This window comes from Microbacterium sp. MRS-1 (assembly GCF_000585455.1).
Lineage (GTDB): Bacteria > Actinomycetota > Actinomycetes > Actinomycetales > Microbacteriaceae > Microbacterium > Microbacterium laevaniformans.
Genome location: NZ_JAUF01000048.1, coordinates 1 through 26,330, shown reverse-complemented (window position 1 = coordinate 26,330; position 26,330 = coordinate 1). Strand labels below are relative to the sequence as shown.

At 67.5% G+C, this 26,330-nt stretch carries 24 protein-coding genes and 2 tRNA genes; 15 read left to right on the top strand and 11 right to left on the bottom strand.

Translation table 11 applies throughout. The annotated features are described in order from the left end of the window. Positions 1–35 precede the first annotated feature (35 nt). Positions 36–1,583 carry a DUF7059 domain-containing protein gene (locus AS96_RS09420; protein ID WP_036288888.1) on the bottom strand — a complete coding sequence of 516 codons (1,548 nt, stop codon included), beginning with the start codon at positions 1,581–1,583 and terminating at the stop codon, positions 36–38. A gap of 156 nt (positions 1,584–1,739) precedes the next feature. Here AS96_RS09420 and AS96_RS09415 point away from each other — a divergent pair, with 156 nt between their 5' ends. The 4 genes from AS96_RS09415 (at position 1,740) to trxA (ending at position 7,054) form a co-directional block, all read left to right on the top strand. Next, positions 1,740–3,965, top strand: a complete 2,226-nt coding sequence (locus tag AS96_RS09415) for a DUF6049 family protein (RefSeq protein ID WP_036288886.1) — start codon at positions 1,740–1,742, stop codon at positions 3,963–3,965. Continuing rightward, complete coding sequence (murJ, locus tag AS96_RS09410; RefSeq protein WP_036288883.1) at positions 3,958–5,568, top strand: murein biosynthesis integral membrane protein MurJ; 1,611 nt, start codon at positions 3,958–3,960, stop codon at positions 5,566–5,568. Before AS96_RS09415 ends, murJ begins: the two co-directional genes overlap by 8 nt. A gap of 83 nt (positions 5,569–5,651) precedes the next feature. Continuing rightward, a complete protein-coding gene (gene trxB / locus AS96_RS09405) occupies positions 5,652–6,632 on the top strand; it encodes a thioredoxin-disulfide reductase (protein ID WP_005054660.1) in 981 nt (326 codons plus the stop codon). A 98-nt stretch (positions 6,633–6,730) separates the two neighbouring features. Further along, the gene (trxA, locus tag AS96_RS09400) at positions 6,731–7,054 is read left to right on the top strand and encodes a thioredoxin (protein WP_005054661.1); all 324 of its coding nucleotides are present in this window, start codon (positions 6,731–6,733) and stop codon (positions 7,052–7,054) included. A gap of 58 nt (positions 7,055–7,112) precedes the next feature. On the opposite strand, the gene AS96_RS09395 is transcribed toward trxA, so the two are convergent. From AS96_RS09395 to rpmH, 9 genes are all read right to left on the bottom strand, one after another. After that, positions 7,113–7,454, bottom strand: a complete 342-nt coding sequence (locus tag AS96_RS09395; protein ID WP_036288880.1) for a hypothetical protein — start codon at positions 7,452–7,454, stop codon at positions 7,113–7,115. A gap of 9 nt (positions 7,455–7,463) precedes the next feature. Beyond that, positions 7,464–8,495, bottom strand: a complete 1,032-nt coding sequence (locus tag AS96_RS09390) for a ParB/RepB/Spo0J family partition protein (protein ID WP_036288877.1) — start codon at positions 8,493–8,495, stop codon at positions 7,464–7,466. Continuing rightward, positions 8,495–9,430 carry a ParA family protein gene (locus AS96_RS09385; RefSeq protein ID WP_016463839.1) on the bottom strand — a complete coding sequence of 312 codons (936 nt, stop codon included), beginning with the start codon at positions 9,428–9,430 and terminating at the stop codon, positions 8,495–8,497. The genes AS96_RS09390 and AS96_RS09385 overlap by 1 nt, the downstream gene beginning before the upstream one ends. Before the next feature lie 1,003 nt (positions 9,431–10,433). Next, entirely contained in the window at positions 10,434–11,087 is a 654-nt protein-coding gene (gene rsmG, locus AS96_RS09380) for a 16S rRNA (guanine(527)-N(7))-methyltransferase RsmG (protein ID WP_036288874.1), read from the bottom strand. A 5-nt stretch (positions 11,088–11,092) separates the two neighbouring features. Next, the gene (locus AS96_RS09375; RefSeq protein WP_036288871.1) at positions 11,093–11,599 is read right to left on the bottom strand and encodes a Jag family protein; all 507 of its coding nucleotides are present in this window, start codon (positions 11,597–11,599) and stop codon (positions 11,093–11,095) included. A gap of 26 nt (positions 11,600–11,625) precedes the next feature. Beyond that, positions 11,626–12,753, bottom strand: coding sequence for a membrane protein insertase YidC (yidC, locus tag AS96_RS09370; RefSeq protein WP_081768022.1), 1,128 nt, complete (start codon positions 12,751–12,753; stop codon positions 11,626–11,628). A gap of 3 nt (positions 12,754–12,756) precedes the next feature. Next, entirely contained in the window at positions 12,757–13,167 is a 411-nt protein-coding gene (gene yidD, locus AS96_RS09365) for a membrane protein insertion efficiency factor YidD (protein WP_036288869.1), read from the bottom strand. Next, on the bottom strand, positions 13,140–13,478 hold the full coding sequence (gene rnpA, locus AS96_RS09360) for a ribonuclease P protein component (RefSeq protein WP_036288867.1): 339 nt from the start codon (positions 13,476–13,478) through the stop codon (positions 13,140–13,142). Before rnpA ends, yidD begins: the two co-directional genes overlap by 28 nt. Positions 13,479–13,488: 10 nt before the next feature. Continuing rightward, positions 13,489–13,626: a 50S ribosomal protein L34 gene (rpmH, locus tag AS96_RS09355; protein ID WP_005054680.1), complete on the bottom strand. Its 138-nt coding sequence runs from the start codon at positions 13,624–13,626 to the stop codon at positions 13,489–13,491. 327 nt (positions 13,627–13,953) lie between these two features. On the opposite strand from rpmH, the gene dnaA reads away from it, so the two are divergent. From dnaA to AS96_RS09305, 10 genes are all read left to right on the top strand, one after another. Further along, complete coding sequence (dnaA, locus tag AS96_RS09350; protein WP_036288864.1) at positions 13,954–15,372, top strand: chromosomal replication initiator protein DnaA; 1,419 nt, start codon at positions 13,954–13,956, stop codon at positions 15,370–15,372. Positions 15,373–15,838: 466 nt separating this feature from the next. Then, positions 15,839–16,981: a DNA polymerase III subunit beta gene (dnaN, locus tag AS96_RS09345; RefSeq protein WP_036288861.1), complete on the top strand. Its 1,143-nt coding sequence runs from the start codon at positions 15,839–15,841 to the stop codon at positions 16,979–16,981. A gap of 61 nt (positions 16,982–17,042) precedes the next feature. Further along, complete coding sequence (recF, locus tag AS96_RS09340; RefSeq protein WP_036288858.1) at positions 17,043–18,251, top strand: DNA replication/repair protein RecF; 1,209 nt, start codon at positions 17,043–17,045, stop codon at positions 18,249–18,251. Continuing rightward, complete coding sequence (locus tag AS96_RS09335; protein WP_036288854.1) at positions 18,244–18,729, top strand: DUF721 domain-containing protein; 486 nt, start codon at positions 18,244–18,246, stop codon at positions 18,727–18,729. Before recF ends, AS96_RS09335 begins: the two co-directional genes overlap by 8 nt. Before the next feature lie 123 nt (positions 18,730–18,852). Further along, positions 18,853–20,892: a DNA topoisomerase (ATP-hydrolyzing) subunit B gene (gene gyrB / locus AS96_RS09330; RefSeq protein WP_036288850.1), complete on the top strand. Its 2,040-nt coding sequence runs from the start codon at positions 18,853–18,855 to the stop codon at positions 20,890–20,892. Between the two features lie 54 nt (positions 20,893–20,946). Next, complete coding sequence (gene gyrA / locus AS96_RS09325; protein ID WP_036288847.1) at positions 20,947–23,523, top strand: DNA gyrase subunit A; 2,577 nt, start codon at positions 20,947–20,949, stop codon at positions 23,521–23,523. Beyond that, positions 23,520–23,921 carry a DUF3566 domain-containing protein gene (locus AS96_RS09320; RefSeq protein ID WP_036288844.1) on the top strand — a complete coding sequence of 134 codons (402 nt, stop codon included), beginning with the start codon at positions 23,520–23,522 and terminating at the stop codon, positions 23,919–23,921. Before gyrA ends, AS96_RS09320 begins: the two co-directional genes overlap by 4 nt. Positions 23,922–23,990: 69 nt before the next feature. Continuing rightward, positions 23,991–24,067 (top strand) — tRNA-Ile (locus AS96_RS09315). A gap of 11 nt (positions 24,068–24,078) precedes the next feature. Beyond that, positions 24,079–24,151: transfer RNA gene (locus tag AS96_RS09310), tRNA-Ala, on the top strand. A gap of 137 nt (positions 24,152–24,288) precedes the next feature. Next, positions 24,289–24,579: a YdeI/OmpD-associated family protein gene (locus tag AS96_RS09305; RefSeq protein WP_036288842.1), complete on the top strand. Its 291-nt coding sequence runs from the start codon at positions 24,289–24,291 to the stop codon at positions 24,577–24,579. Between the two features lie 14 nt (positions 24,580–24,593). Here the strand turns inward: AS96_RS09305 and AS96_RS09300 are convergent, their stop codons facing one another. Further along, positions 24,594–24,986, bottom strand: a complete 393-nt coding sequence (locus tag AS96_RS09300; protein ID WP_269319611.1) for an MmyB family transcriptional regulator — start codon at positions 24,984–24,986, stop codon at positions 24,594–24,596. 41 nt (positions 24,987–25,027) lie between these two features. Here AS96_RS09300 and istA point away from each other — a divergent pair. After that, the coding region (istA, locus tag AS96_RS09295; protein WP_231477199.1) for an IS21 family transposase at positions 25,028–26,330 on the top strand (1,303 nt) is incomplete at its 3' end.

The following is a 26,330-nucleotide window of genomic DNA, read 5'->3' as shown; positions in this document are numbered from 1 at the left end:
TCCAGCCTACCGGCGCACCCTCGCCGCCCCCGGGGTCACGCCAGCCGCAGCATCCCGATGAAGACGAGCTCGCGCACCCGCGGCAGCAGATCGGCACGCAGGGCCGCGGCATCCACTTCGAGCAGCTCCGCGATCGCATCGGAGAGCTGGCCCACGGTGAGCTCACCGTCGGAGGCCCCGACGAGAGCGGCGAGGGCGGGGTCGACCTCGAGGGTGCGCCCGAGACCGCCGCCCTGGCGCAGTTCGATGACGCTCGGGGCTTCGGCGCCGGGCAGATGATGACGCGCCTCGGTGACGTCGTCGGCGACGATGGTGCGGGCGGCGGCGAGGGCCGCGTCGTCGACCTGCTCGAGGGCGTCGAAGGCGGCGAGCGCGGCGCCCAGGTGCGCACCGAGGGCGCCGTCCTCGGGCAACGGGTGCGTGATGCGCTCGTAACGGGCCAGCGCGGGAATCGCGGATGCCGGGCGCCGCAGCAGCAGGTAGCCGAACCCGACCGCATCGACCTCGCGGGCGGCGAAGTCGGCGAGCCACGTGTCGACGAGCGCGCCGTAGCCCGCCGTCCCCGGCGCGGTGCCGCCGTCGCGTACCCAGAGTTCGGCGTAGGCGAGGGGGTCGAGGCGCTCCCGCTCGATCACCCAGGCCTCCAGCGGTACCGGTGAGGCGGCGACCCACTCGCGCACGCGCTGCAGACCGTCCTGGCCGGCGCGGTACTCCCAGTTGCCCAGCAGCTGCGCGGTGCCGCCGGGTGCGAGCACCGCGCCGACCCCCGACACGAACGCCGCGACGAGGTCGTCGCCGGCGTATCCGGCGTCGCGGTACTCGTATTCCGGCACGCCCGCGACGCGCGGCGTGATGACGAACGGCGGGTTCGACACGACACGGTCGAACTGCTCACCTGCGACGGGTTCGAAGAGGCTGCCGCGACGGGTGTCGATGCCCTCCACCTCGTTGAGCAGCGCATTGATGCGGGTGAACAGGAGCGCACGGCCGGAGACGTCCGTGGCGACGATCGGCGGCGGGGCGGGCTGAGTGCGCAGGGCGAGGTGGGCGCGCAGGGCCTGGATGCCGCAGCCCGTGCCGACGTCGAGAACCCGCCCGGCGGGCGTGGTCAGCTGCAGACCGGCGAGTGTGAGGGAGGCACCCCCCACGCCGAGGACGTGGCCCGTGGGCAGCGGTCCCCCGAGCGCGGCCTCGTCGAGGTCGCTGGCGATCCACCATTCGGCGTCGTCGGGAGCGCCCGCGACGTCCTGGGGACGCACGAGAACCGTCGGCGCGACGGCATCCCCGTCGATCCGCGCGAAGCCGAGATCGACCAGCCCCTGTGCTCCGAGCATCGGCAGGGCGCGCGCGACGGCAGCACGGTCGGTCGCCGCCCCGAGGTACAGCAGGCGCGCGAGGGCGGCGAGCGCGTCACTGCGCGGTGCCAGGGCCGCCAGCGCCGGTCCGTGCAGCCCGTGGCCGACAGCGGTGTCGGCGACCGGGCCCCACAGCGATCTGACGGCGTCGGCGCGGTAGCCGGCGGCGGCGAGGTCGCGGCGCAAGGCGCTGATGAGCGGGGGGTCGGGGTTCAAGGTGGGCTCCACAGCATCCCATCCTCACGCACGCCGGTGCGGGACGCCGCACTCGGCGAGGCGACGGATCGCGGCGATCGCGGCCGGTCACGGGCTACCCACAGCACGAGGACCCTAGAATCACAGCTGATCGTGCGGTCAGGCATCGCACAGGAGCCGATTCCCGCTATGACTGTGTCTTTCCCCGCCGCCGCGCGCCGACCTCCCGACGGAGTGCGCGGCCGTCGTCGTCGCACGATCATCGGCGCGGCGCGGCGAGGGCTGCGCGCCGCCGTGCTGCTCGCAGCGTCGACCGGGATGGCGCTCGCGATCGTCGCCGCCCCCGCGCCGGCCCCCGCGGATGCCGCGACCGGTGCCCCGCAGCCCCCCGCAACTCCGAGCGCCACCGACGCCGCGGATGCCGCAAATCTGTCGGTCGTCGTCGCCCCGGCCGGCAGCGGCGTGGTCAGCACGACGGTCGTCTCCGTCGCGGTCGCCGTCTCCAACACCGGCGACGCCCCGGCGGCGAGCGGAACGATGACCATCGCGCTGAGCCGATCGCCGCTGGCCACCAGCGCCGAGGTGACGAGCTGGCTCGACGCCCAGACGGTCGCCGACACGACCGTCGCCTCCGTACCGGTCACCGCCGTCGTCGCGCGCGGGACCGCGACGGCGACAGCGGCGGTCGATCTCGGCGCGCTGGGCGCGCTCGCCCCCGGGGTCTACCCGCTGAGCGCCGCGTACTCCTCCCCGACCACCGGCACACAGCCGCTCGTCGCGCACAGCGTGCTGACCGTGCCCGATGCCGCGTCCGCCGCGAGCGGTGTCGGCGTCGTCGTGCCGATCACCGCTCCGCCGACCACCACCGGCCTGCTCAGCGCGGACGACCTGAAAGCGCTCACCGCCGACGACGGAGCCCTGCGCACGCAACTGAACGCCGTGACCGGTACGCCGGCGATCCTCGCCATCGACCCTGCGATCCCCGCGGCCATCCGCGTCCTGGGCTCGTCCGCACCGGCATCGGCGCGGCAATGGCTCGCCGACCTGCTGGCTCTGCCCAACTCCCGCTTCGCTCTGCAGTTCGGCGATGCCGACCTCGCCACGCAGATCGCCGCCGGCCTTCCCGCGCCTCTGCGCGTCTCCACCCTCGATCCCTTCATGTCGGCGCGGAACTTCACCTCCACCGCCGTGGCCGCCGGCGCGAGCCCCACAGCGACCCCCGCGCCCGACGGGCGCACGCTGCCCACCCTCGACCAGCTGCTCGACATCGGCACGGCGCGCGCCGACGTCTTCTGGCCCGCGACGGGCTCGGCCCCCGCGGGTGTCGTCGCCGCACTGCAGAGCGCGCCGGGCGCCTCCGGCTCGACCGAGCCCGCTGCGATCACGCTCGTGGGCACGAGTGCTCTCAGCGGTGCCGTCGGGGCACGAGCGGATGCCGCGGGCGCCGGCATCCTCGCCTACGACGACGGTGCCTCCCGCGCGCTGCGCACCGCCTCGCTCGCCTCCGACCCTGTACACCAGGGTGCCGGTCTCGCGGCCGCCTCCGCCTACGCGAGCGTCGCCACACGGGGTGCCGCCTCCTCCGCGCCGCTGCTCGTCGTCGTCGACCGGGCGACCGGACGGTCGGCGACGGGCCTGCGGGCCGCGATCGCCGCGGCATCCTCCCTGGCCGGGCGCACGCCGTGGGATCTGGATGCACTGCTGGCGGCCCCGGCGGCGTCCGTCTCCGTCACCGGCGGCACGGCGGATGATCCGACACGCGTCGATGCCCTCCACGATCTGCTCGACCAGGAGAACCGCGTCGCCGCGTTCGCCACCGTGCTCGCCGATCCGACGCTTCTGACCGCGCCCGACCGGGCGGAGATCCTGCAGCTCCTGGGCAACGTGTGGCGGGCGGCACCCGACCAGTTCGCCACCGCACTGTCCGATCACCGCGATGCCACGACCACGACTCTGGGCTCCGTGGCGATCGTGCCCCCGAGCGACATCACACTGCTGGCCTCCTCGGCTCCGCTCACCTTCTCGGTGCGCAACGATCTGCCGTGGCCCGTCACCTTGACCCTCTCTGCCACCCCCAACGACCCGCGCCTCATCGTGCAGAAGTCGGCGGATGTGTCGGCCGGCGCGGCCCAGAGCACCCGCGTGCTGGTTCCGGTGCAGGCGCGGGTGGGAAGCGGCGAGTCGACGCTCGACCTGCAGCTGCGCAGTTCGGCCGGCGTGGAGATCGGCCCCCGAGTGCGCGTCGCCATCTCGGTGCGCGCCGAGTGGGAGTCGGTCGGCATCGTCGTCATGTCGGTGCTCATCGGCGCGATGCTCGTGCTCGGCATCGTCCGCACCGCGCGCAAGATGCGCCGCCGCCGCATCGCCGCCGCCACCGCGGCGCACAACCCCCAGACAGAGGACGTCGATGGCTAATCTCGGTCGCGCGAGCGCCATCATCGGAGCGGGAACGCTGTTCTCGCGCGCCACCGGGCTGGTGCGCTCTCTCGTGCTCGTCGCCGTGATCGGCTCGTACGGCAGTAAGGCCGCCGACGCCTTCAGCATCGCGGCGCAGCTGCCGACGAACGTGTACGAGCTCCTCGCCGCCGGTGTGATCACCGGCATCCTCGTCCCGCAGATCGTGAAGGCCGCCGCGCACAGCGACGGCGGCTCGCGGTACGTGTCGAAGCTGCTGACCCTCGGCAGCGTCGTGCTGGTCGCGGCAACGGCCCTCATGATGGCGCTGGCGCCCGCGCTGATCTGGCTCTACACGGACGGATGGAACGGCACCCAGAAGGGTCTCGCCGTCGCCTTCGCCTACTGGCTGCTTCCGCAGCTGCTGTTCTACGGGCTGTTCGCGCTGCTGGGCGAAGTTCTCAACGCTCGCAAGGTCTTCGGCCCCTACAGCTGGGCTCCGACCGTGAACAACCTGGTCTCGATCGCCGGGTTCGGGGTGTTCCTCCTGGTCTTCGGGGGTCCCTTCACCGCCGTCGCGGACTGGGATGCCGGAATGATCGCGCTCCTCGGCGGAACCGCCACGCTGGGCATCGCGATGCAGACGTTCGTGCTCCTGCTGTTCTGGAAGCGCACGCGGCTGCACATCCGACCCGACTTCGGATGGCGTGGCATCGGCCTCCGACACGTCGGCACGCTCGCATGGTGGACGTTCCTCGCCGTGGTCGTCGGCCAGCTCGCGGGAATCGTGCAATCCCGCGTCGTCACACAGGCGTCCGGCGAGGCGAGCGTCACCGTCATGGTCTACGCGTGGCTCATCTTCATGCTCCCGCACTCGATCGTCGCGATGTCGATCTCGACCACGTACTTCACGCGGCTCGCCGAGGAGGTCGCCGCAGGGCGGCTCGATCGCGTCGCTCCCAACCTCGACGAGTCCATCCGCGCCATCGCGCTGTTCGGGTTCGGATTCACGGCCGCGATCGGCGCGGCATCCGTCCCACTCTCCCGCGTGTTCACGACCGACTCCGACGGTGCGGTCCCGATGGCGTGGGTGCTCTGCGGCTACCTCATCGCGCTGGTGCCGTTCGGTGTGCTGCTGATCATCCGCCGGGCGTTCTTCGCCTTCCAGGACACCCGCACGCCGTTCGTCTTCTCTTTCGTGCAGGCCGCCCTCGCCGCCCTCGGCGCCGCAGTCGCGGCGGTCGCGGTCGCAGCGGGACTGCTGCCGTTGGCCTTCCTCGCCGCCACCGTCGCCTTCACGCAGTCGCTCTCGACGTACGTGCAGCTCCCGGTTGCGCTGCGTCTGCTGCGGCGGCACACGGACACGACCGCACTGCGCACGACCTGGAGGGCACTCGGTCGCTTCGCCATCGCCGCCGTCCCTGCGTTCGCCGCCGGCTGGGCCGTGTTCCTGCTGATCGGAGGACCGACGGGGTGGACCGTGTCCGACCGCCTGCTCGGTGCGATCGGTGGCGGCCTCGTCGGCGCCGCGTCACTCGTCGTCTACATCGCCGCTCTGGCGCTGCTGCGCACCCCGGAGCTCGCGATCGCCGGCCGCCTCCTGCGGCGCATCACCGGGCGTTGACCGCCGGCGCGGAATGCCGCGCGGTTAGCATGGGTTGCACGCACTGGAGCCCGACAGGGGCTCGTGCGGAAAGGGAAGAGCACGTGCGACAGGTCATCATCATCGGTTCCGGCCCGGCCGGATTCACCGCCGCCATCTACGCGGCGCGGGCGAACCTCTCCCCCCTGCTCATCGCGAGTTCGGTCGAGGCCGGCGGCGAGCTCATGAACACCACCGAGGTGGAGAACTTCCCCGGGTTCCCCGAGGGCATCATGGGTCCCGACCTCATGGCGAAGATGCAGGAGCAGGCCGAGAAGTTCGGCACCGAGGTCGTCTACGACGATGTGGTGAAGCTCGAGCTCACCGGCGACGTCAAGAAGATCGTGCTCGGCAGCGGTGCCGAGCACGAGGCTGAGAGCGTGATCTTCGCGACCGGCTCAGCCCCCCGCAAGATCGGCATCGAGGGCGAGTCGCGCCTGTCCGGTCACGGCGTGTCGTACTGCGCGACGTGCGACGGCTTCTTCTTCCGCGAGCAGGCCATCGCGGTCGTCGGCGGCGGCGACTCGGCCATGGAGGAGGCGACCTTCCTGACCAAGTTCGCGTCGAAGGTGTACGTCATCCACCGCCGCGCCGAGCTGCGCGCCTCCAAGATCATGCAGGAGCGGGCGTTCGCGAACGAGAAGATCGAGTTCGTGTGGAACAGCGAGGTCGTCGATGTTCTCGGTGACGACGCGGTCTCGGGACTGCTGCTGCGCGACACCGTCGACGGAACGGAACGGGAACTGGCTGTGACCGGGGTTTTCGTCGCGATCGGCAACGACCCGCGTACGCATCTCGTGCACGATTCGCTGCGGTTGACCGAGCACGGCACGATCTGGGTGGACGGCCGCTCCTCGCGCACCTCGGTGCCCGGAGTCTTCGCCGCCGGTGACGTGGTCGACCCGATCTATCGCCAGGCGGTCACCGCTGCCGGCAGCGGCACCACCGCCGCCCTCGACGTCGAGCACTACCTCGCCGCCCGCGGCGATGCCGGAGCGCCCGAGAAGGATGCCGCCGAGATCGACGGCCTCGAAGACGCCGCCTGACCGAGCCCGTGCGTGCGGCGTCGGGAACATCCCGGCATCCCCCCGTGTTTCACACACCGGAGCCGAAAGAACCGCGGCTCACAACGAAGGAGACAGACATGACCGCCAAGGCCACGAGCGAGAGCACCTGGCAGCAGGACGTCATCGACGCTGAGGGACCCGTCCTCGTCGACTTCTGGGCCGCCTGGTGCGGTCCGTGTCGCATGGTCGGACCCATCCTCGACGAGATCCAGTCGGAGAACGGCGAGAAGATCACGGTCCTCAAGCTCAACGTCGACGAGAACCCCAACCTCGCCATGGAGTACCAGATCACCTCCATCCCGGCGATGAAGGTGTTCAACAAGGGCCAGGTCGAGAAGACGATCATCGGCGCCAAGCCGAAGTTCGCCCTCGAGCAGGACCTCGCCGCCTACCTCGGCTGAGCACTCCTCAGCCCGCGGCCGCCCCGCGCGGCACCCAAGCACTGACCCGCACCGGCGTTCAGGATGCTTCGGCTCGCACCGACGCGTCCCAACGCCGGTGCGGTTCGCTTCCCAGCAGGCGCCACACCGCCCGCGTCAGCGGCGGGTACTGCAACGCGATCTGTCGCAGCACCCGGTAGTTACGCGACGCCGTCGGCTTGTTGCCGCCGTCGGAGGCGATGTTCTCCGCCCGCAGGGTGAGCACGACGAGCTCGTCGACCGACGGCAGATCTTCCATGAAGTCCCACGGGTCCTCGCCGTCGCGGATGCGCTCCTCGACGAGCACAGCCAGCTCGTCCGCCGCTTCGGCGCGCAACAGCTCCAGGCTGGCGCGACGCGGGAGCGAGGGGTCGTCTTTCACCCCTCCAGCCTACGCGCCGCTTGCGGCGCCGTACCCGTCCTCACCGAGCTCACCGAGGATGCGGTTGAGATCCTGAACGGTGGCGAAATCAATGTTGATCTGGCCTTTTCTTGCCGTCAACGTGATCTTCACCTTCGTGTTGAGACGGTCACCGAGGCGCTCGGCGACGTCGTCGAGGTGCGCACGTCGCGCCCCCGCCTTGGGTGCGATCCGACGTGAGCCCGCGTCCGCGATGCCCTTCGCGACGGCTTCCGCGGCACGCACGGAGAGATCCTCGTTGATGATCTTGTCGGACAGTCGCTGCATCGCGTCGGCGTCATCCAGCGAGAGGATCGCGCGTGCGTGACCTGCGCTGATGACGCCCGCCGCGACGCGCTGCTGCACCGGCATGGGCAACTTCAAGAGTCGGATCGTGTTGCTGATCTGCGGCCGCGACCGACCGATGCGCGTCGCCAGCTGCTCCTGCGTGATGCCGAAGTCCTCGAGCAACTGGAGGTACGCCGACGCTTCTTCGAGCGGGTTCAGCTGCGAGCGATGCAGGTTCTCCAGCAGCGCGTCGCGCAGCAGGTCCTCGTCGGCGGTCTCCCGGACGATCGCAGGGATCGACGTCAACCCGGCCTCACGAGAGGCACGCGTGCGACGCTCCCCCATGATGAGCTCGTATTTGCCCTCGTCGTTGAGACGGACGACGACCGGCTGCAGCACTCCGAACTCGCGGACGCTGTGCACCAGCTCCGCGAGATCGTCGGGATCGAAGTTCGTGCGCGGCTGGCGGGGATTGGGAACGATGTCGTTCGGGTCGATCGTGATCAGTCGCGCCCCCGGCACCGCCACGAGCTCGGCTTCGTCACCCACGGCGGATGCCGCGGCATCCGAGTCTGCGACACCGGAGACCTGTGCATCGCGCGACTCGACGGTCGCGGCCGCAGCCGCGGCAGATGACGCACCGGGGAAGAAGACGTCGACGGGACGCGCCTCTGCACTGTCACCGGTGGGGATGAGTGCGCCGATTCCGCGGCCGAGACCGGTACGTTTCGCCATCAGGAGTTCTCCTCGTTCGCGGGGGCGCGCTGAGCGCGTTGGACCAGTTCTACCGCCGCTTCGCGATACGACACGGCACCGGCCGACTGGCCGTCGTACGCGATGACCGTCTGTCCGAAGCTCGGCGCCTCCGAGACGCGCACCGAGCGGGGAATGACTGTCCGCAGCACCTCCTGCGGAAAGTGCTGGCGCACCTCATCGGCGACCTGCTGAGCAAGGCGCGTGCGGCCGTCGTACATCGTCAGAAGGATCGTCGAAAGGTGCAGGCGGGGGTTCAGGTGCTTCTGGATCATGCGGACACTCCCCAGAAGCTGGCTCAGACCCTCGAGCGCGTAGTACTCGCACTGAATGGGGATCAGCAGCTCGCTCGCGGCGGTGAAGGCATTGATGGTGAGCAGTCCCAGCGAGGGGGGGCAGTCGATGAGGACGATGTCGATGCGTTCCGACGTGGTGGCGAGGAAATCGTCGAGCGCCGTGCGCAGGCGGTGCTCGCGCGCCACCTGCGACACGAGTTCGATCTCTGCTCCGGCGAGGTGGATCGTGCTGGGAGCGCACAGCAGATTCGGCGACTCCGGGCTGACCTGGATGATGTCAGCGAGGGGGAACTCGTCGATGAGCACGTCGTAGACGCTGGGGATGTCGGCGGAGTGTGGCACACCCAGCGCCGTGGACGCGTTTCCCTGCGGGTCGAGATCAATCACCAGAACACGCGCTCCGAGCGATGCCAGCGCGGCCGCGAGGTTCACGGTAGTCGTCGTCTTTCCGACGCCGCCCTTCTGGTTCGATACCGTGAAGACGCGCGTGGCGCCCGTGAACTCGACGTCGACGGCATCCAACGCCTTCCGGCGCGACGTGAGGTCGGCGAGTTCGCGAGCGATCGGGCTGTCGTCGATGGAGAAGGGTGCGGGTGCGGTCGCGTTCTCCGATTCCGGCACCATCAACTCCTGTCTTTTCGGGACTCCTCTACTGTAGTCGAGGCGTCCGACGCGGCGGTCCCCGGGGGCCTCATCCGAGCATGTTTCACGTGAAACGAAGGGCTGCGCGTGACGTGGGTGCTGTTCGACGCACAGTGGGCGCTCCACTGACACCGCGCCGTCTCGTTGTGTTTCACGTGAAACAGTGGCGTCTACTCACGGCCCACCGGAACTCGGGCATGCGCGCGTCTCGGTCACCGCGCCCGCAGCTTCTGAGACGAGACGCGAGCGCGGCCCGTTCGACGCGGACAGTCTGCACGTCCACCTGCGCAGCGGTCCTCAGGTGACCACGCTCATGTTTCACGTGAAACCGACGTGAGACAACGTGCGGCGGGTCCGATGCGCCGACGAGTCCGGAACAGTGGGCACGCGTTACACCATCAGGCCCTGGGTGTCAGCCCCGTTCGATCGCCCGACCTGCTCTCACTCCGTAACGTCGACGCCATCGAGATGCCGGGCTCAATGATGCGCAGGGGGATGCCGCGCTCCGTACCCCTGGGGCCGACGTCGGGCCTTGGCGCCGGGGCAGGAATCTCTGGCCGCAGCTCTCACCCGGTCGGCTCGTCATGAGCCGTGCGACGACAGAGCTCGTCGAACCCCAGCAGGCCTCCCGACGAAGTCGCCCGGGTATCGCCCCCATGATGACGCCGACGGTGACCATCGCCACCACCCAACGGTGATCGGCATGCCGATCACCGTCCCGATTGCGCCTCACCCGGGGATCCCTCGCGTACACCTCGGCGTGGGAGCCTCATCGTGCGCGCGAACCCGTATGCACGCGAAACCGGCGTGTGCAGGATGTATCGCATCGGCGACGCGAGCACCCGTCGTCGTCCAGGCGGCACCGTCCAAAGAGACCAGCTCAGTGCGTCGATGCTTCACGTGAAACGATCACCACGCCGTCACGGGCAGATCCCGCGCGGGTGTTTCACGTGAAACAGTAGCGCCGAACAGTGTGCAATGCTCACGCAGCCCGTGTCGCGCGAAGGACGCGGGTGGGCTCAGCGATGATCCCCTCGCCGACCGTCTCAACGCGCACATCGGTCAGCTTGTAGCGACGAATCACCTTCTCCGCGGCCGCGATCTCATTCTCCGCATTGGCGCCCTTGAGCAGCACGAGTTCGCCCCCCGAGCGCAACAGGGGAGCGGTCAGCGGGATCAGTGTGCGCAGCGCGCTCACCGCACGCGCCGTCACGGCGTCGAGAACGGGGCCACCGGTCCACTCCTCGCCACGCGCGCGCACCACCTCGACATTGTCCAGACGGAGCTGCGCTGTCTGTTCCTCGAGCCACGCCACCCGTCGCTCCATAGGCTCAACAAGCACCCACTGCACATCCGGGCGCGCAATAGCGAGCACCAGACCCGGAAGGCCGGCCCCCGACCCCACATCCGCCACGCGTCCACCGGTCGGGAAGAGCGGCGCTGCAATCGCGGAATTGAGGATGTGGCGGTTCCACAGCCGAGGAGGTTCGAGCGGACCGATCAGCCCGCGCTCTTCGCCGTGTGCCGCAAGGGCGGCCGCGAATTGGCGGGCGAGGGGGAGTCGGTCGCCGAACACGATGAGAGCAGACGCTGGTTCTGTCTCGACCCCGGTCGTTTCACGTGAAACGTCGTCCATGGGTGTCAGGCGCGACGGATCACCGTGTGACGGTCGGCGCCGTCGCCGTACGACTCGGACACCAAGCCCCGGTCAGCGACGATGTCATGCACGAGCTTTCGTTCGTAGCTCGTCATCGCCGGAAGCGATGCCTGGGACGCACCCTCGTCCAGTCGCGCGATGGCACGATCGACGAGCTTTTCCAGTTGGCGCTGGCGTGCGTCACGAGAACCGCCGACGTCGAGAATCAGCCGCGAGAAGCGACCGGTCTTCGTCTGCACAGCAATGCGCACGAGCTCCTGCAGCGCCTGCACCGTGTCAGGCTCCGAGAGCAACCGCAGCGCGTCGGCATCATCGTTCTCGACCGACACATACGCACGGCCGGCACGCACATCGAGTGCCAGGTCACCATCGATGTCAGCGATGTCGAGAAGTGCCTCCAGGTAGTCGGCCGCGATGTCGCCTTCCTGCTCGAGTTGCTCGGTGGTCGCGGCGGGACGCTCGGCGGCGTCACTCTCGGAAGTAGTGCTCATGAGGGTCCTCGGAATTGACGATTCGATCAAGAATCGGTGGTGGGCTTGTTCTTCGGCTGCTGCGACTGCTTCTTTGCTCGCTGCTTGCTCACCGGCTGCTGCCGCTTGGGAGCTTCAGCCTTCGCCTTCTGCGCCTCTTCGTAGAGGCGCTGCTGTTCGGCCTGGTACTTCTCCAGCGGCACGATCTTTCCCTGTGCGTCGATGGCCTTGCCCTTGCGCGCAAGGCGCTCTTCGCGAGCCTTGGCCGCCTCGGAGCCGGGCGTGGGGAGGTTTCGAATCACGAGGAACTGCTGCACCATTGTCCAGATGTTCGAGGTGAACCAGTAGAGCACCACGCCCAGCGGGAAGAAGATGCCCGAGAAGATGAAGGCGAGCGGCAGGATGTAGAGCATGATGCGCTGCATCTGGTAGGCCTGGCCGGTCTTGGCCTCGGGGGAGAGGTTCTTCGAGATGATCTGCAGCTGGGTGATGAACTGCGACGCGATCATCAGCACCACGAGGACGATCAGGATCGCGACCGTTGCTTCCCAGCCGGACGGCTTCTGATTGATGGCCTCGACCAGGCTGGTGTGCAGCGGCGCGACACCGAAGAGTTTCGCCTCGTAGAACTGCCACGTGAGGTCCTTACTCAGAAGCCCCACGCCTCCCACGCCCCATTCGGCGTGCTTCTTCACATCGCTGAGCGTGTAGAACATGCCGAGAAGGATGGGCATCTGCACCAGCAACGGCAGACAGCTCGACACGGGCGTCGTGCCGTGCTTCTTGTACAACGCCATCGTCTCGCGGCTCATCGCCTCACGGGAGAGCTGATCCTTCTTGCCGCGGTACTTCTCCTGAACTTTTCGCAGTTCAGGAGCGATTTCCATCATCTTGCGCTGACTCTTGATCTGACGCACGAAGAGAGGGATGAGGGCGCTGCGGACGACGATCACGAGGCCCATGATCGAGAGCACCCACGTGAGTCCGGCGTCGGCCTGGGGGCCGAGCGAGGTGAAGATCCAGTGCCAGAACACGAGGATCGCTTCGACGATCCACTTGAACGGCCACATGATGGTGCTGAAGAAGTCGAGGCTCGACGACGGCGTCGGCGTGGTCGGCGTCGGCACGACGGGGGTCGGTGTCGCCGCGGCAGCGGCGTACAGAAGATCCAGCACGGATCAGTCCTTTCTCGGCGACGCGTCGGGCGACGCCTCGTCTGTGGGTGGCACGACGAAGCCGAAGCGGGTCAGCTCGTGTCGGAAGTTCGCGTGCAGGGGCACATCATCGATTCCACCATGAGCCCACGGGTGACAGCGTGCGAGGCGGGCGGCCGTGAGGGCCGAGCCCTTGACGAGACCGTGCTGCTGCACCGCTCCGACCGCGTAGGCAGAGCAGGAAGGGTAATACTTGCAGACGTCGCCGTACAGGTGGGAGATCGTCGCGCGATAGCCGTGCAGAAGAACGAGGCCTGCATTGCGCGGCAACAGGGGGATGGACGCCAGTACACCGGATGCCGTGAGGTGTCCGGTGCCGAGGGAGTACGAGGGCAGCGTCGTCGTACTCACGCGGCGGCCCGTCGTGCCAGGCATCGGGTGACCTCGTCGCGCAACTGCGCGAAATCCGCGGTCGCGGCACTCGGAAGCGCGCGGATGACGACGTCCGCACCGGGGCGGACATCGTCCATCGCCTGTGCACACACGGCCTTCAGGCGTCGACGAACGGTGTTGCGGACGACAGCGCCGCCCACCTGCTTGCTCACGATGAAGCCGAAGCGCGGCGGGCGGTCCTCCGTCGACGTCGTCACATACGTCACGGTGTGCGGCGCGGCACAGCGGACACCCCTGCGGACGACGGTCTTGTACTCCGCCCCGCGGGTGATGCGGTTCCCGCGCGCCAGCACTTTTGTCGGATCAGGCGGAAAGCTCGGTGCGACCCTTGGCGCGGCGCGCCGACAGGATCGAACGACCGGCACGCGTGCGCATGCGGGCGCGGAAGCCGTGCTTCTTGGCGCGGCGGCGGTTGTTGGGCTGGAACGTGCGCTTGCTCATGAGGATCACTCCGGATCGGCGGTCACCCGAACGCTCTAGACCGGGGACACGGGGTACAGGGACTGTCCAAGAGCGTCCGAGGGCGCCCCAGGGCATAAGTCAACCGACTAAGGCTACGTCGAGAACCACAAGAACTCAAACCGAGCGACCCGGACGGATCATTATCCACCGACTGCGGATAGCGTGTGGTGAAGACACGCGGGCCGGATCTACAGTGGATTTTGCTCTTCGCGGGGTCGCTGACTACCGTGACTGCGATAGTTATCCACAGGTTCGATCATCGTCGATGTCGCCCTGTCCCGCACCGATCGCACCCCCGGAGGGGACATGTCACAGCACGAGATTCCAGATGTCCCTGTCTGGGCCGCCGTGCTGGAAGAGCTCTCCGGAGACGAGCGCGTCACTCCACAGCTGCAGGGCTTCATCAATCTCGCCGTCGCCCAGGGCGTCATGAGCGGCACCCTCTATCTGGACGTTCCCAACGACCTCACCGCGGCTCAGCTCAACAAGCGTCTGCGGGCTCCCATCATGGAGGCTCTGGCTCGCGTGGACGCGGAGCCGGCGGCATCCTCGTTCCGCGTCGTGGTCAACCCCGAGCTCGCCGATGCGCACCTCACGGTGCCGGTGCCTGTTCAATCCGCCTCCGCGCCGGTGCCCATCGCCCGACCCGCTGCCGAAGACTACGCCGAGACGGCGGCCTCGCCCTCGCGCAATGACACGCGCCTGAATCCGAAGTACAGCTTCGACAACTTCGTCATCGGTCAGTCCAACCGCTTCGCGCACGCGGCGGCCGTCGCCGTCGCGGAGGCGCCGGCGAAGGCGTACAACCCGCTCTTCATCTACGGCGACTCCGGGCTGGGAAAGACCCACCTTCTGCACGCGATCGGCGACTACGCCCTCAGCCTGTACACCGGCATCCGTGTGCGATACGTGTCCAGCGAAGAGTTCACCAACGACTTCATCAACTCGATCGCCAACAACCGCGGCTCCGCTTTCCAGGCGCGCTACCGCGATGTCGACATCCTCCTGATCGACGACATCCAGTTCCTCCAGGGAAAGGCCGAGACGCAGGAGGCCTTCTTCCACACCTTCAACACGCTCCACGACCACGACAAGCAGGTCGTCATCACGAGCGATGTGCCGCCGCGCCACCTCACCGGCTTCGAAGACCGCATGCGCAGCCGCTTCGAGTGGGGCCTCATCACCGATGTGCAGGCGCCCGACCTCGAAACCCGCATCGCCATCCTGCGCAAGAAGGCCCAGTCCGAACGCCTTCTGGTGCCCGACGAGGTCCTCGAATACATCGCCACGAAGGTCTCGAGCAACATCCGTGAGCTGGAAGGCGCGCTGATCCGGGTGTCTGCGTTCGCGAGCCTGAACCGCTCGACGCTCGACATCTCACTCGCCCAGACCGTCTTGCGCGACATCGTCGACACCGACGACGCCAACGTCATCTCGCCGACCGACATCATCACGGCGACAGCGCAGTACTTCCGGCTGTCGGTGGACGATCTCTACGGTTCCAGTCGATCGCAGTCGATCGCAACGGCACGGCAGATCGCCATGTATCTGTGCCGCGAGCGCACGAGCCTCTCCCTCCCCAAGATCGGCCAGCTCTTCGGCAATCGCGATCACACCACAGTGATGTACGCGTACAAGAAGATCAGCGAGTTGATGAAGGAGCGGCGCTCCATCTACAACCAGGTGTCGGAGATCACGACGCAGCTCGGCCGCGTCGGCCGCTGAGCGCTCGCTGCGCTGGCCTCCGAGAAGACCCCCGGTGTCGTCACCGGGGGTCTTCTCGCGCAGATCGTCCTTGACAGGCTCACACAGGCGGCGCCAATATACGCGTTCTGCACAATGTGGACAGGCTGTGGATAACTCGGCATCCCGGTGGACTCTTGTGAGTCGATGACGCTGTCCTGTGGATGACGTGAGGGCCACAACGGCGACGGAGCTCATGTCGCTCACCGACTCTCCGCAGGCCGCCCACAAGTTACACGCGTGTGGTTTCCCTGTCGCGACTGGGATCGGTCGAGTTCTCCACAGTTTCCACAGCCGTTAACACCATGACAAAGAACTTCATCTAGGAATCCGATTCGATCACCTCGTCGGTGCCGACCGTGCGGACGCGGCACGAGGATGCCGGGTCAATCCGGTCGGATCGTGGCACTAGCATGGGAGAGCCCTACTCGACGTCAAGGGAGCGCCAGTGAAGTTCCACGTGAATCGCGATGTTTTCAGCGAGGCCGTGTCGTTCGTTGTCAAGCTCCTGCCGCAGCGCAACCCGCAGCCGATCCTGGCCGGTGTGCTGATCGAAGCATCCGAAGATGGCCTGTCGCTCGCGGCTTTCGACTACGAAGCGTCGGCGCGTACGACCATCGAAGCGACGGTCGATGAGCCCGGCACGATCCTCGTGCATGGACGACTGCTGTCGGAGATCGCCAGCCGTCTGCCCAACGCGCCGATCCAGATCGAGGTCGGCGAGGACGACGGCATCGTGCTCACGTGCGGATCCGCACGATTCACGCTCGCGTCGATGCCCGTGCAGGAGTACCCGGCGATTCCCGAGGTCTCCGGTGAGTCGGGACTCGTCCAGGCGGAGGACTTCGCCACCGCGATCGCCCAGGTGGCCTTCGCCGCGTCCCGTGACGACGTCACCCCGGTTCTCACCGGTGTCCAGCTCGAGGTGGCCGGCAACGAGCTCAGCCTCGTGGCGACCGACCGCTATCGCGTCGCACTGCGCGACGTAAAGTTCGACGGCGGCGGTGTCGCGAGCGAGGAATCGACGACAGCACTGGTTCCCGCGCGCACTCTCACCGAAGTCGGAAAGACGTTCGCGCACTCCGGTGACATTCAGATCGCCTTCTCGGGATCCGGAGATCGCGAGATCATCGCTTTCACCGCGGGCAACAAGACCGTGACCTCGCTGCTGATCAAGGGCAACTTCCCGCCGGTGCGCCGCCTGTTCCCCGAGCAGACGGACCACTACGCGGTCGTCAACACCGCTGAGCTGGCCGAAGCCGTGCGTCGCGTCGCCCTCGTCCTGGATCGCTCGGCCCCGCTGCGTTTCACGTTCACCGAAGACGGCGTCTCGATGGACGCGTCGGGCACCGAGCAGGCGCGCGCGACCGAGTCGGTCGATGCGACCCTCACCGGCGAGGACGTGACGCTGGGACTGAACCCGCAGTACCTCCTCGAAGCCCTCGGCGCGGTCAAGAGCGAGTTCGCGCGCATCACCTTCACCTCCAGCGACAACGCCAACAAGCTCAGCCCGGTGCTGATCACCCCGCAGACGTCGGGCACGCCGGAGAGCTTCAAGTACCTGCTGCAGCCGAACCTGCTGCTGCGCTGATCGGCTTCCGCCGGCTCGAGCGGGGCCCCGAAGCGTCGGCACCGCCGAATAGGCTGGGTCGGTGATCGTGGAGCAGCTCAGCCTCGTCGACTTCCGCAACTATGCGGCCGCCGACGTCTCGCTGGATGCCGGCGCCAATGTCTTCGTCGGCCGCAACGGTCAGGGCAAGACAAACCTCGCCGAAGCGATCGGGTTCTTCGCCACACTGGGATCGCATCGGGTGTCGCAGGATGCTCCCATGGTGCGCGACGGAGCGGACGCGGCGATCGTGCGCATGCGGCTCGCGTATGGCGAGCGGCGAGTGATGCTCGAGGCGCAGGTGAACAGAACCGGCAGCAACAAGGCGCGCGTCAACGGCTCGTCGGTGAAGACGTCGGAGCTTCCGCGATACGCCCAGGTCGTCCTATTCGCACCCGAGGATCTTCAGATCGTCCGATCCGACCCGTCTGCGCGGCGTCGTTTCGCCGATCAGCTGCTCATTCAGCGCGCACCGCGCATGGCGGGAGTGCTGTCGGACTACGATCGGGTGCTCAAGCAGCGGACGGCGCTGCTGAAGTCCGCGCGTGCGCGCGGCATCCGCGGGCAGGGCCTGTCGACCCTGGAGGTCTGGGACGACAAGCTCGTCCAGCTCGGCACCGACGTGATCCGCGCACGACTCGCCCTCGTCGACGACCTGGCCGGCCCCGTCTCGCGGGCGTACACGGCGATCGCCGGAGCCGACCATCGCCCGGAGATGGAATGGATGCTCTCGATCGGCGGAACCGACCCCGACGACGACGGTGTCGAGGCCGTCGACGGTGCGCCATCGTCCCTGCGCGGACTCGGCGCCGAGGACATCCAGCGCATCTTCCGCGAGCAGCTCGTCGTGATGCGGGCATCCGAGCTGGAACGTGGGCTGACGCTGGTGGGCCCGCATCGCGATGACCTGCTGCTGCGTGTGCGCGGTCTGCCGGTCAAGGGCTACGCGTCGCACGGCGAATCGTGGTCGGTCGCCCTCGCACTGCGTCTCGCCTCGGCCGAACTGCTCCGCGCGCAGTCCCAGCTGGGCGATCCGGTGCTGATCCTCGACGACGTGTTCGCCGAACTCGACGCCGACCGCCGTTCGCGCTTGGCAGGCCTCGTCGAAGGCTACGAGCAGGTGGTCGTCACGGCCGCCGTCGAGGAGGATGTGCCCGCCGCGCTGCGCGCGCGGACGGTGTGCGTCGTCGCCGGCACGATCGTGGCCGCCGACGCCGACGGCGACGGTGATGCGGAGGTCGACGATGAGTGACGAGATCCCGGAGACGATCGGCACGTATCTGCGCCTGCGCGGCCTGGAGCCGTCCCCCCGTATGGCGCGTCGCCGCAAGAAGCGCGCCCTCGATGACGACGACAAGCAACCATTCGCTCCCGGTCGCGATCCCAAGGGCGTCGCGGACGTGCTGTCCGATCTCACCCGTCAGTCCGGATGGGACGCGCAGCTGGCGCGGGAGGATCTCGTCCTGCAGTGGACGGATGTCGCCGGCGAGGAGACTGCCCGCCACGCGCATCCGGTCGCCCTCGCCGATGGGCTTCTGACCGTGCAGTGCGACTCGACGGCCTGGGCGAAGAACCTCCAGTTGATGCGCGCGGAGATCGTGACGCAGCTGATGAGGCGGTTCCCGGATGCCGGGGTGCAGAATGTCCGATTCGTGGGGCCGGACGTCCCCTCATGGAAATGGGGCCCCAGAGCCGTTCCAGGGCGGGGTCCTCGCGATACCTACGGTTGAAGAGGGTCCGGGGGCATCCGGAACGATTTCAGGGCGCCACAGGGGCCTTCTCCGGACTTTCGGTAGCCGTGTGGGGGTAGAATGAGACGTCTCTGATCGACCATCCAGGAGCGCTCGAAACCTATGACGTCCGATACCCCCGACAGCGTTCCTCAGGAACTTCCTCCGAAGCAGTCACAGAAGGTCGAGAACGAGTACGGGGCCGACGCCATCCAGGTGCTCGAAGGCCTCGAGGCGGTGCGCAAGCGTCCCGGGATGTACATCGGTTCCACCGGTGAGCGCGGCCTCCACCACCTCGTCTACGAGATCGTCGACAACTCCGTCGATGAGGCCCTCGCCGGCTATTGCGACACCATCACGGTCACGATCCTCGAAGACGGCGCAATCCGCGTGGTCGACAACGGCCGCGGCATCCCCGTCGACATCCACAAGGCCGAGGGCAAGTCGACCGTCGAGGTCGTGCTGACGGTGCTGCACGCCGGCGGCAAGTTCGGTGGTGGCGGCTACGCGGTCTCGGGCGGTCTGCACGGTGTGGGCTCCTCCGTCGTCAACGCACTGTCGACGCGGCTGGATGTCGAGGTGCGCCGGCAGGGACACGTGTGGCGTCAGTCGTTCCGCGACGGCGGTGTGCCGCAGGCGCCGCTGAGCCAGGACGAAGCCACGGAGGAGACCGGCACGACCATCACGTTCTGGCCGGACGACGGGATCTTCGAAACGATCGACTTCGATTACGACACCCTGCGCACGCGCTTCCAGCAGACCGCGTTCCTGAACAAGGGGCTGCGCATCACGCTGAGCGATCTGCGACCTTCCTCGGCGTACGTCGTCGACGGCGAAGACGGGCGGGCCGTCGAGAAGCAGCCGTTCGACGACTTCCACTACGAACGCGGCCTCGTCGACTACGTCGAGTACCTCAACAAGATTCGCAAGGCCGAGGTCGTCAACGACGAGATCATCGAGGTCGAATCCGAAGACACCGAACGGCACATCTCGCTCGAGCTCGCGATGCAGTGGACGACGAGCTACACGGAGAACGTCTTCACCTTCGCGAACACGATCAACACCCACGAAGGCGGTACCCACGAAGAGGGCTTCCGCGCCGCGATGACGACGTACATCAACAAGTACGCGCGGGAGAAGGGCCTGCTCAAGGAGAAGGACGACAACCTCACGGGTGAGGACATCCGTGAAGGGCTCACCGCCGTCATCTCCGTGAAGCTGTCCGAGCCGCAGTTCGAGGGGCAGACCAAGACGAAGCTCGGCAACACCGAGGCGAAGGCGTTCGTGCAGAAGGTCGTCGGCGATCAGCTCACCGACTGGCTCGACCGCAACCCCGCCCAGGCCAAGCGCGTCATCATGAAGGCGATCGATGCCGCGACCGCGCGACTGGCCGCCCGCAAGGCGCGCGAGACCGCCCGACGCAAGAGCGTTTTCGAGTCGGCATCCATGCCCGACAAGCTCAAGGACTGCACGAGCAAGGACCCGTCGATCAGCGAGATCTTCCTCGTCGAGGGCGACTCGGCCGGCGGTTCGGCCGTCCGCGGTCGCGACCCCGAGACGCAGGCGATCCTGTCGCTGCGCGGCAAGGTGCTCAACGTCGAGAAGGCGCGGCTGGACCGCGCGCTCGGCAACAACGAGATCCAGGCGATCATCTCGGCGTTCGGCTGCGGGATCGGCGAGGACTTCGACGTCGCCAAGGCGCGCTATCACAAGATCGTGCTGATGGCCGATGCCGACGTCGACGGGCAGCACATCACGACGCTGCTGCTGACGCTGCTGTTCCGCTACATGCGCGGACTCATCGAGGCCGGTTTCGTCTACCTCGCGATGCCGCCGCTGTACCGCCTGAAGTGGACGAACGCCGAGCACGAGTACGTGTTCAGCGACCGGGAGCGCGATGCGCTGCTGGCCGACGGCCTGGCCAACGGAAAGCGGATGCCGAAGGAGTCCGGCATCCAGCGCTACAAGGGTCTCGGCGAGATGAACCCGAAGGAGCTGTGGGAGACGACCATGGATCACAGCACCCGCACCCTCCGGCAGGTGACGATCGACGACGCGGCCGCCGCGGACGAGATCTTCTCGGTGCTGATGGGCGAGGACGTCGAGTCGCGCCGGAGCTTCATCCAGCGCAACGCCAAGGACGTCCGCTTCCTCGACATCTGATCCATTCCATTCACCTGCAGCGGTAGCACGGCATCCCCGTGAGAACGAGAAGACATGACTGACGAAGAACGCCCCGACCCGAACGCCGGCCACAACCACGGCAACATCGACCAGGTCGACCTCCAGGTCGAGATGCAGCGCAGCTATCTCGACTACGCGATGAGCGTCATCGTCGGCCGCGCCCTGCCCGACGTCCGTGACGGTCTCAAACCCGTGCACCGCCGTGTCATCTACGGCATGTACGACGGGGGCTACCGCCCCGACAAGAGCTTCAACAAGTGCGCCCGCGTCGTCGGCGAGGTGATGGGTCAGTATCACCCGCACGGTGACAGCGCGATCTACGACGCGCTCGTGCGCCTCGTGCAGCCGTGGTCGCTGCGCTACCCGCTGGCCGACGGTCAGGGAAACTTCGGATCTCCGGGCAACCAGGGTGCGGCCGCGCCGCGGTACACCGAAACGAAGATGGCCGCGCTCGCCATGGAGATGGTGCGCGACATCGACGAGGACACCGTCGATTTCGAGGACAACTACGACGGCAAGACGCAGGAGCCGACGGTGCTGCCGTCGCGCTTCCCGAACCTGCTGGTCAACGGCTCGGTCGGCATCGCGGTCGGCATGGCGACCAACATCCCGCCGCACAACCTCCGCGAGGTCGCGGAAGGTGCGCTGTGGGCGCTGGAGAACCCGGACGCGCCGCGCGAGGAGCTGCTCGAGGCGCTCATGAGCCGCATCCACGGGCCGGACTTCCCCACCGGGGCGCAGATCCTCGGAACCAAGGGCATCCGCGAAGCGCAGCGCACCGGTCGGGGTTCGATCACGATGCGCGCCGTCGTGAACGTCGAGGAGATCCAGGGCCGTACGTGCCTCGTGATCACCGAGCTGCCCTACCAGGTCAATCCCGACAACGTCGCGCTGAAGATCCGCGATCTCGCGCGCGATGGTCGCATCACCGGCATCGCCGACATCCGCGACGAGACGAGCGACCGCACGGGCCAGCGCCTCGTCATCGTCCTGAAGCGGGATGCCGTCGCCAAGGTCGTCCTGAACAACCTGTACAAGCACACGCAGCTGCAGGAGAACTTCGGCGCCAACATGCTGGCGATCGTGGACGGTGTGCCGCGCACCCTGGCCCTCGACGGCTTCATCTCCTACTGGATCGACCATCAGGTCGAGGTCATCGTGCGGCGCACGCGCTTCCGTCTGCGCAAGGCCGAAGAGCGCATGCACATCCTGCGCGCGTACCTCAAGGCGCTCGATGCGCTGGACGAGGTCATCGCACTCATCCGCCGCTCGCCCACGGTCGACGAGGCGCGCGAGGGTCTGAAGTCGCTGCTCGCGATCGACGATGTGCAGGCCGATGCGATCCTCGCGATGCAGCTGCGCCGCCTGGCGGCGCTCGAGCGTCAGAAGATCATCGACGAGGCCACCGAGCTGGAGGCGCAGATCGCCGATCTGAACGACATCCTCGTCACGCCGGGTCGTCAGCGCACGATCATCGCCGCAGAGCTCACGGGCATCGTGGACAAGTTCGGCGACGAGCGGCGCACGACGATCCTGCACGGCTTCGATGGCGACATGTCGATGGAAGACCTCATCCCCGAAGAGGAGATGATCATCACCGTCACCCGCGATGGGTACATCAAGCGCACACGCAGTGACAACTACCGTTCGCAGCACCGCGGCGGCAAGGGTGTCAAGGGCGCCCAGCTGCGGGCGGACGATGTGGTCGAGCATTTCTTCGTGACGACCACGCACCACTGGCTGCTGTTCTTCACCACGAAGGGTCGCGTCTACCGGTCCAAGGCGTACGAGGTGCCCGAGGCCGGCCGCGATGCGAAGGGTCAGCACGTCGCGAACCTGCTGGCGCTGCAGCCGGGTGAGGAGATCGCGCAGATCCTGGACATCCGCGACTACAAGGTCGCGCAGTACCTGGTGCTGGCCACCCGCGACGGCAAGATCAAGAAGACCTTCCTCAGCGAGTACGACACCAACCGTCAGGGCGGGATCATCGCGATCCGCCTGCGCGGGCAGGACGAGGAGGACGGCGACGAGGTCGTCAGCGCGCTGCTCGTGGACGACACCGACGACATCCTGCTCATCTCGCGCCAGGGCATGTCGCTGCGGTTCACCGCGACCGACGAGTCGCTGCGCCCCATGGGACGCTCGACGGAGGGTGTGAAGGGGATGTCGTTCCGTGAGGGCGATACGCTCCTGTCGGCATCCGTCGCGAAGGACGATGCCTACGTCTTCGTCGTGACCGAAGGCGGGTACGCCAAGCGCACCGCTGTCGACCAGTACCGCCTCCAGGGACGTGGCGGACTGGGCATCAAGGTCGCCAAGCTGAACGAGGATCGGGGCGACCTGGCGGGCGGTCTGATCGTCGGTGAGGACGACGAGGTCTTGGTGGTTCTTGCCAGCGGCAAGGTGGTACGCTCTGCCGTGGCCGAGGTGCCTGCGAAGGGTCGCGACACCATGGGAGTGGTCTTCGCCCGTCCCGACGACGACGATCGCATCCTCGCGATTGCACGGAACTCGGAGCGAGCGCTCCGAGCGGAGCAGGACCCGGCCGAGACCACCGACGCCGAAGACTCCCCCGCTTCGCGCCCCGAAGGAAGTGACACCGACGCATGAGCACGGTAGCCGACAAGCTCGCCAAGAAGTCATCCAGTAAGACCAGCGCCAAGCAGGTGCGTCTGCGCCTCGTGTACGTGGACTTCTGGTCCGCCGTGAAGCTGTCCTTCCTCGCCGCGGTCGCCATCGCGATCGTCACCGTGGTGGCCAGCTTCCTGATCTACACGGTGCTCAGCACGACGGGACTGATCGGCAAGCTCGACGACCTTTTCAAGGCGTTCGACGACAACTTCAAGTTGAGCGATGTGATCAACCTCGCACAGGTCATGGCGTTCTCCTCGGTGGTCGCCATCCTGAACCTGATCGTGATCACGGTGCTGGGTGCCGTCGTCGCCGGGATCTACAACCTGATGGTCAAGGTGACCGGCGGACTGCTCGTCGGCTTCACATCCAACTGACCGATTTTTTGTTTGCCCGCTCGTCGGGTAAAGTCTTGGAGGTTGACGGCGGCAACGCCGCCTCCGGACGGGGCTATAGCTCAGGCGGTTAGAGCGCTTCACTGATAATGAAGAGGTCCCAGGTTCAAGTCCTGGTAGCCCCACCAAACACCCGTCCGGGGCCTTAGCTCAGTTGGTAGAGCGCCTGCTTTGCAAGCAGGATGTCAGGAGTTCGAATCTCCTAGGCTCCACAGTTTTTCTCGCGACACCATCGCTTCACCGATGGACCTGCTGGGCATGCTCACCTCTCTGCACGGCGTCGCGACCGGCCCGTCGTCCGCCGCGGGGTCGTGGGCGGTCTTCCGCGTGGAGGGGGCATACTCGCAGCATGCGGTTCGAAACGACGCACTTCCAGCAGGGAAACAACACCGGCATCATGGTTCCCCCCGGCCTCGCCGGCGGTGACGCGATCGAGGTCACCCTCGAGCTCGACACGGCACCGCGGACGGTCGAGGTCCCGGACGATCTCGCCGTCGCCTTGGACGATGCGGGGATCCGCGCGCGCTTCGACGCGCTCGCTCCCAGCGCGCGCAAGGCGCACGTCACGAACGTCGTCTCGGCCAAGTCAGATGAGACCCGCACGCGACGCATCGCCGCGATCGTCGCGATGCTCGCCTGAGCGGCGGCGCAGCCTCAGTCCTTCGTGCGCGCGAAGCGCCGTCGGGTCTCGGCATCCGCGACGTAGACGACGAGCTGCAGATCGAGGTGGTCGGAAGGCCGCAGCTGGTGGTGCTCGAACACGAGCCGGCCGAGCTCGGGATGACGGAACACGCGCTCGCGTGAGACGAAACCGCCGACGCCGTGCTCGTTCCAGCGGGTGTCGAAGTCGACGCTCGCCGCGCGGAGCCGAGAGATGAGGTCGAGGTAGCGGGGATCACTCAGGCGCGGTCCGGCCTCCGCCCGGAACTCGGCGAGGAAGCGCCGGCTCGTGTCGTCCCAATCGTCCAGCAGCGAGCGCACGGACGGGTCGGTGAAGACTGTTAAGAAGGCGCTTCGGGTAGCGCGCGTGTAACGATCCGGTAGCACGCGTGCGGGGAGCCGGTAGCGCCCCGGTGGCGGGTTCGAGGATGACTTCCGCCGCGGCCAAGGGCTGGTCGCTGGTGGAGAGGAACGTCGTGATGACGGACTACCGGTTTGTGATGGGCCTGCTGGTGCAGGGGTATGCGTATAGGCAGATCGAGGCGATGGCGGGGTGTTCGCATCGCGCCATCGCCAGGGCTCGCCGGGTCCTCGATGAGGAGGGGTTCACGACGCGGGAGCAGGTCGACGGCCTGTCGCTTGAGGAGATCGACCGGCTGTTCACCGATGGCCGCAAGAGCGTGGTCGACGAGTTCGTCCCCGTCGACATCGACAAGGTCGTCACGGCGAGGCTGGGGCGGAACAAGCCGCCGTTGAAGGTGTTGTGGGCACGCTATCTGGAGACCGACGCCCCGGCCGGCGCGCGATTCTACGGGTATGAGCGGTTCTGCCAGATCGTCGCGGAGCACGTCCGCGTGAACGATCTGACCCTCCCGATCGCGCACGTCCCCGGACATACGATGCAGGTCGATTGGGCTGGCACGCAGATACAGCTCACCGACCCGATCACGAGGGAGTCGACGCGGGTGTCGGTGTTCGTCGCGTCGCTGCCGTTCTCCGGGATGGTGTTCGCGTACGGGTGTCTGGACGAGAAGCAGCCGGCCTGGTTGGACGCGCACCGTCGCGCGTTCGAGTATCTCGGCGGCGTCACCCAGGTGGTCGTCCCGGACAACGCGTCGACCGCGTCGAACCAGATCTCCCGGACCGAGAAGGCGAGGGAGGTGAACTCGTCGTATGCGGAGTTCTTGGAGTACTACGGCACCGCCGCGGTCCCGACCCGCTCGTATCGTCCGCGCGACAAGGGGCATGTCGAAGCCGGGGTGAAGGTCGTCACGAACTGGGTGATCCACTACCTCGCCGATCGGGTGTTCGCGTCGCTGGATGAGTTGAATGCCGTCGTCGCCTCCCAGGTCGAGGCGATCAACGACCGGGCCCCGTTCCGCGGTGAGCCCCGGTCTCGCCGCGCATGGTTCGAAGAGCACGAGCGGGGTGAGCTGATCGGGCTGCCGTCCCGTCGCTGGGAGCCGGTTCTCTGGCGCAAGGCGAAGGTCCACCGGGACTGGCACATCCAGCTCGACACGATCAAGTACTCCGTCCCGTCGCAGTTCGCCGGTCTCAGCGTCGACGTCCGGGTCATCGGGGAGCAGATCGACGTGCTCTCCGGCGGGGAGATCATCGCGACCCACCACCTGGGGCCGCGCCGCAATGGCTACGTCACCGACCCCGAACACGCTCCCGCGCACGCGGAGACGGTGTCGGGGCTCTGGACGCGCGGGTACTTCCTCCGGCAGG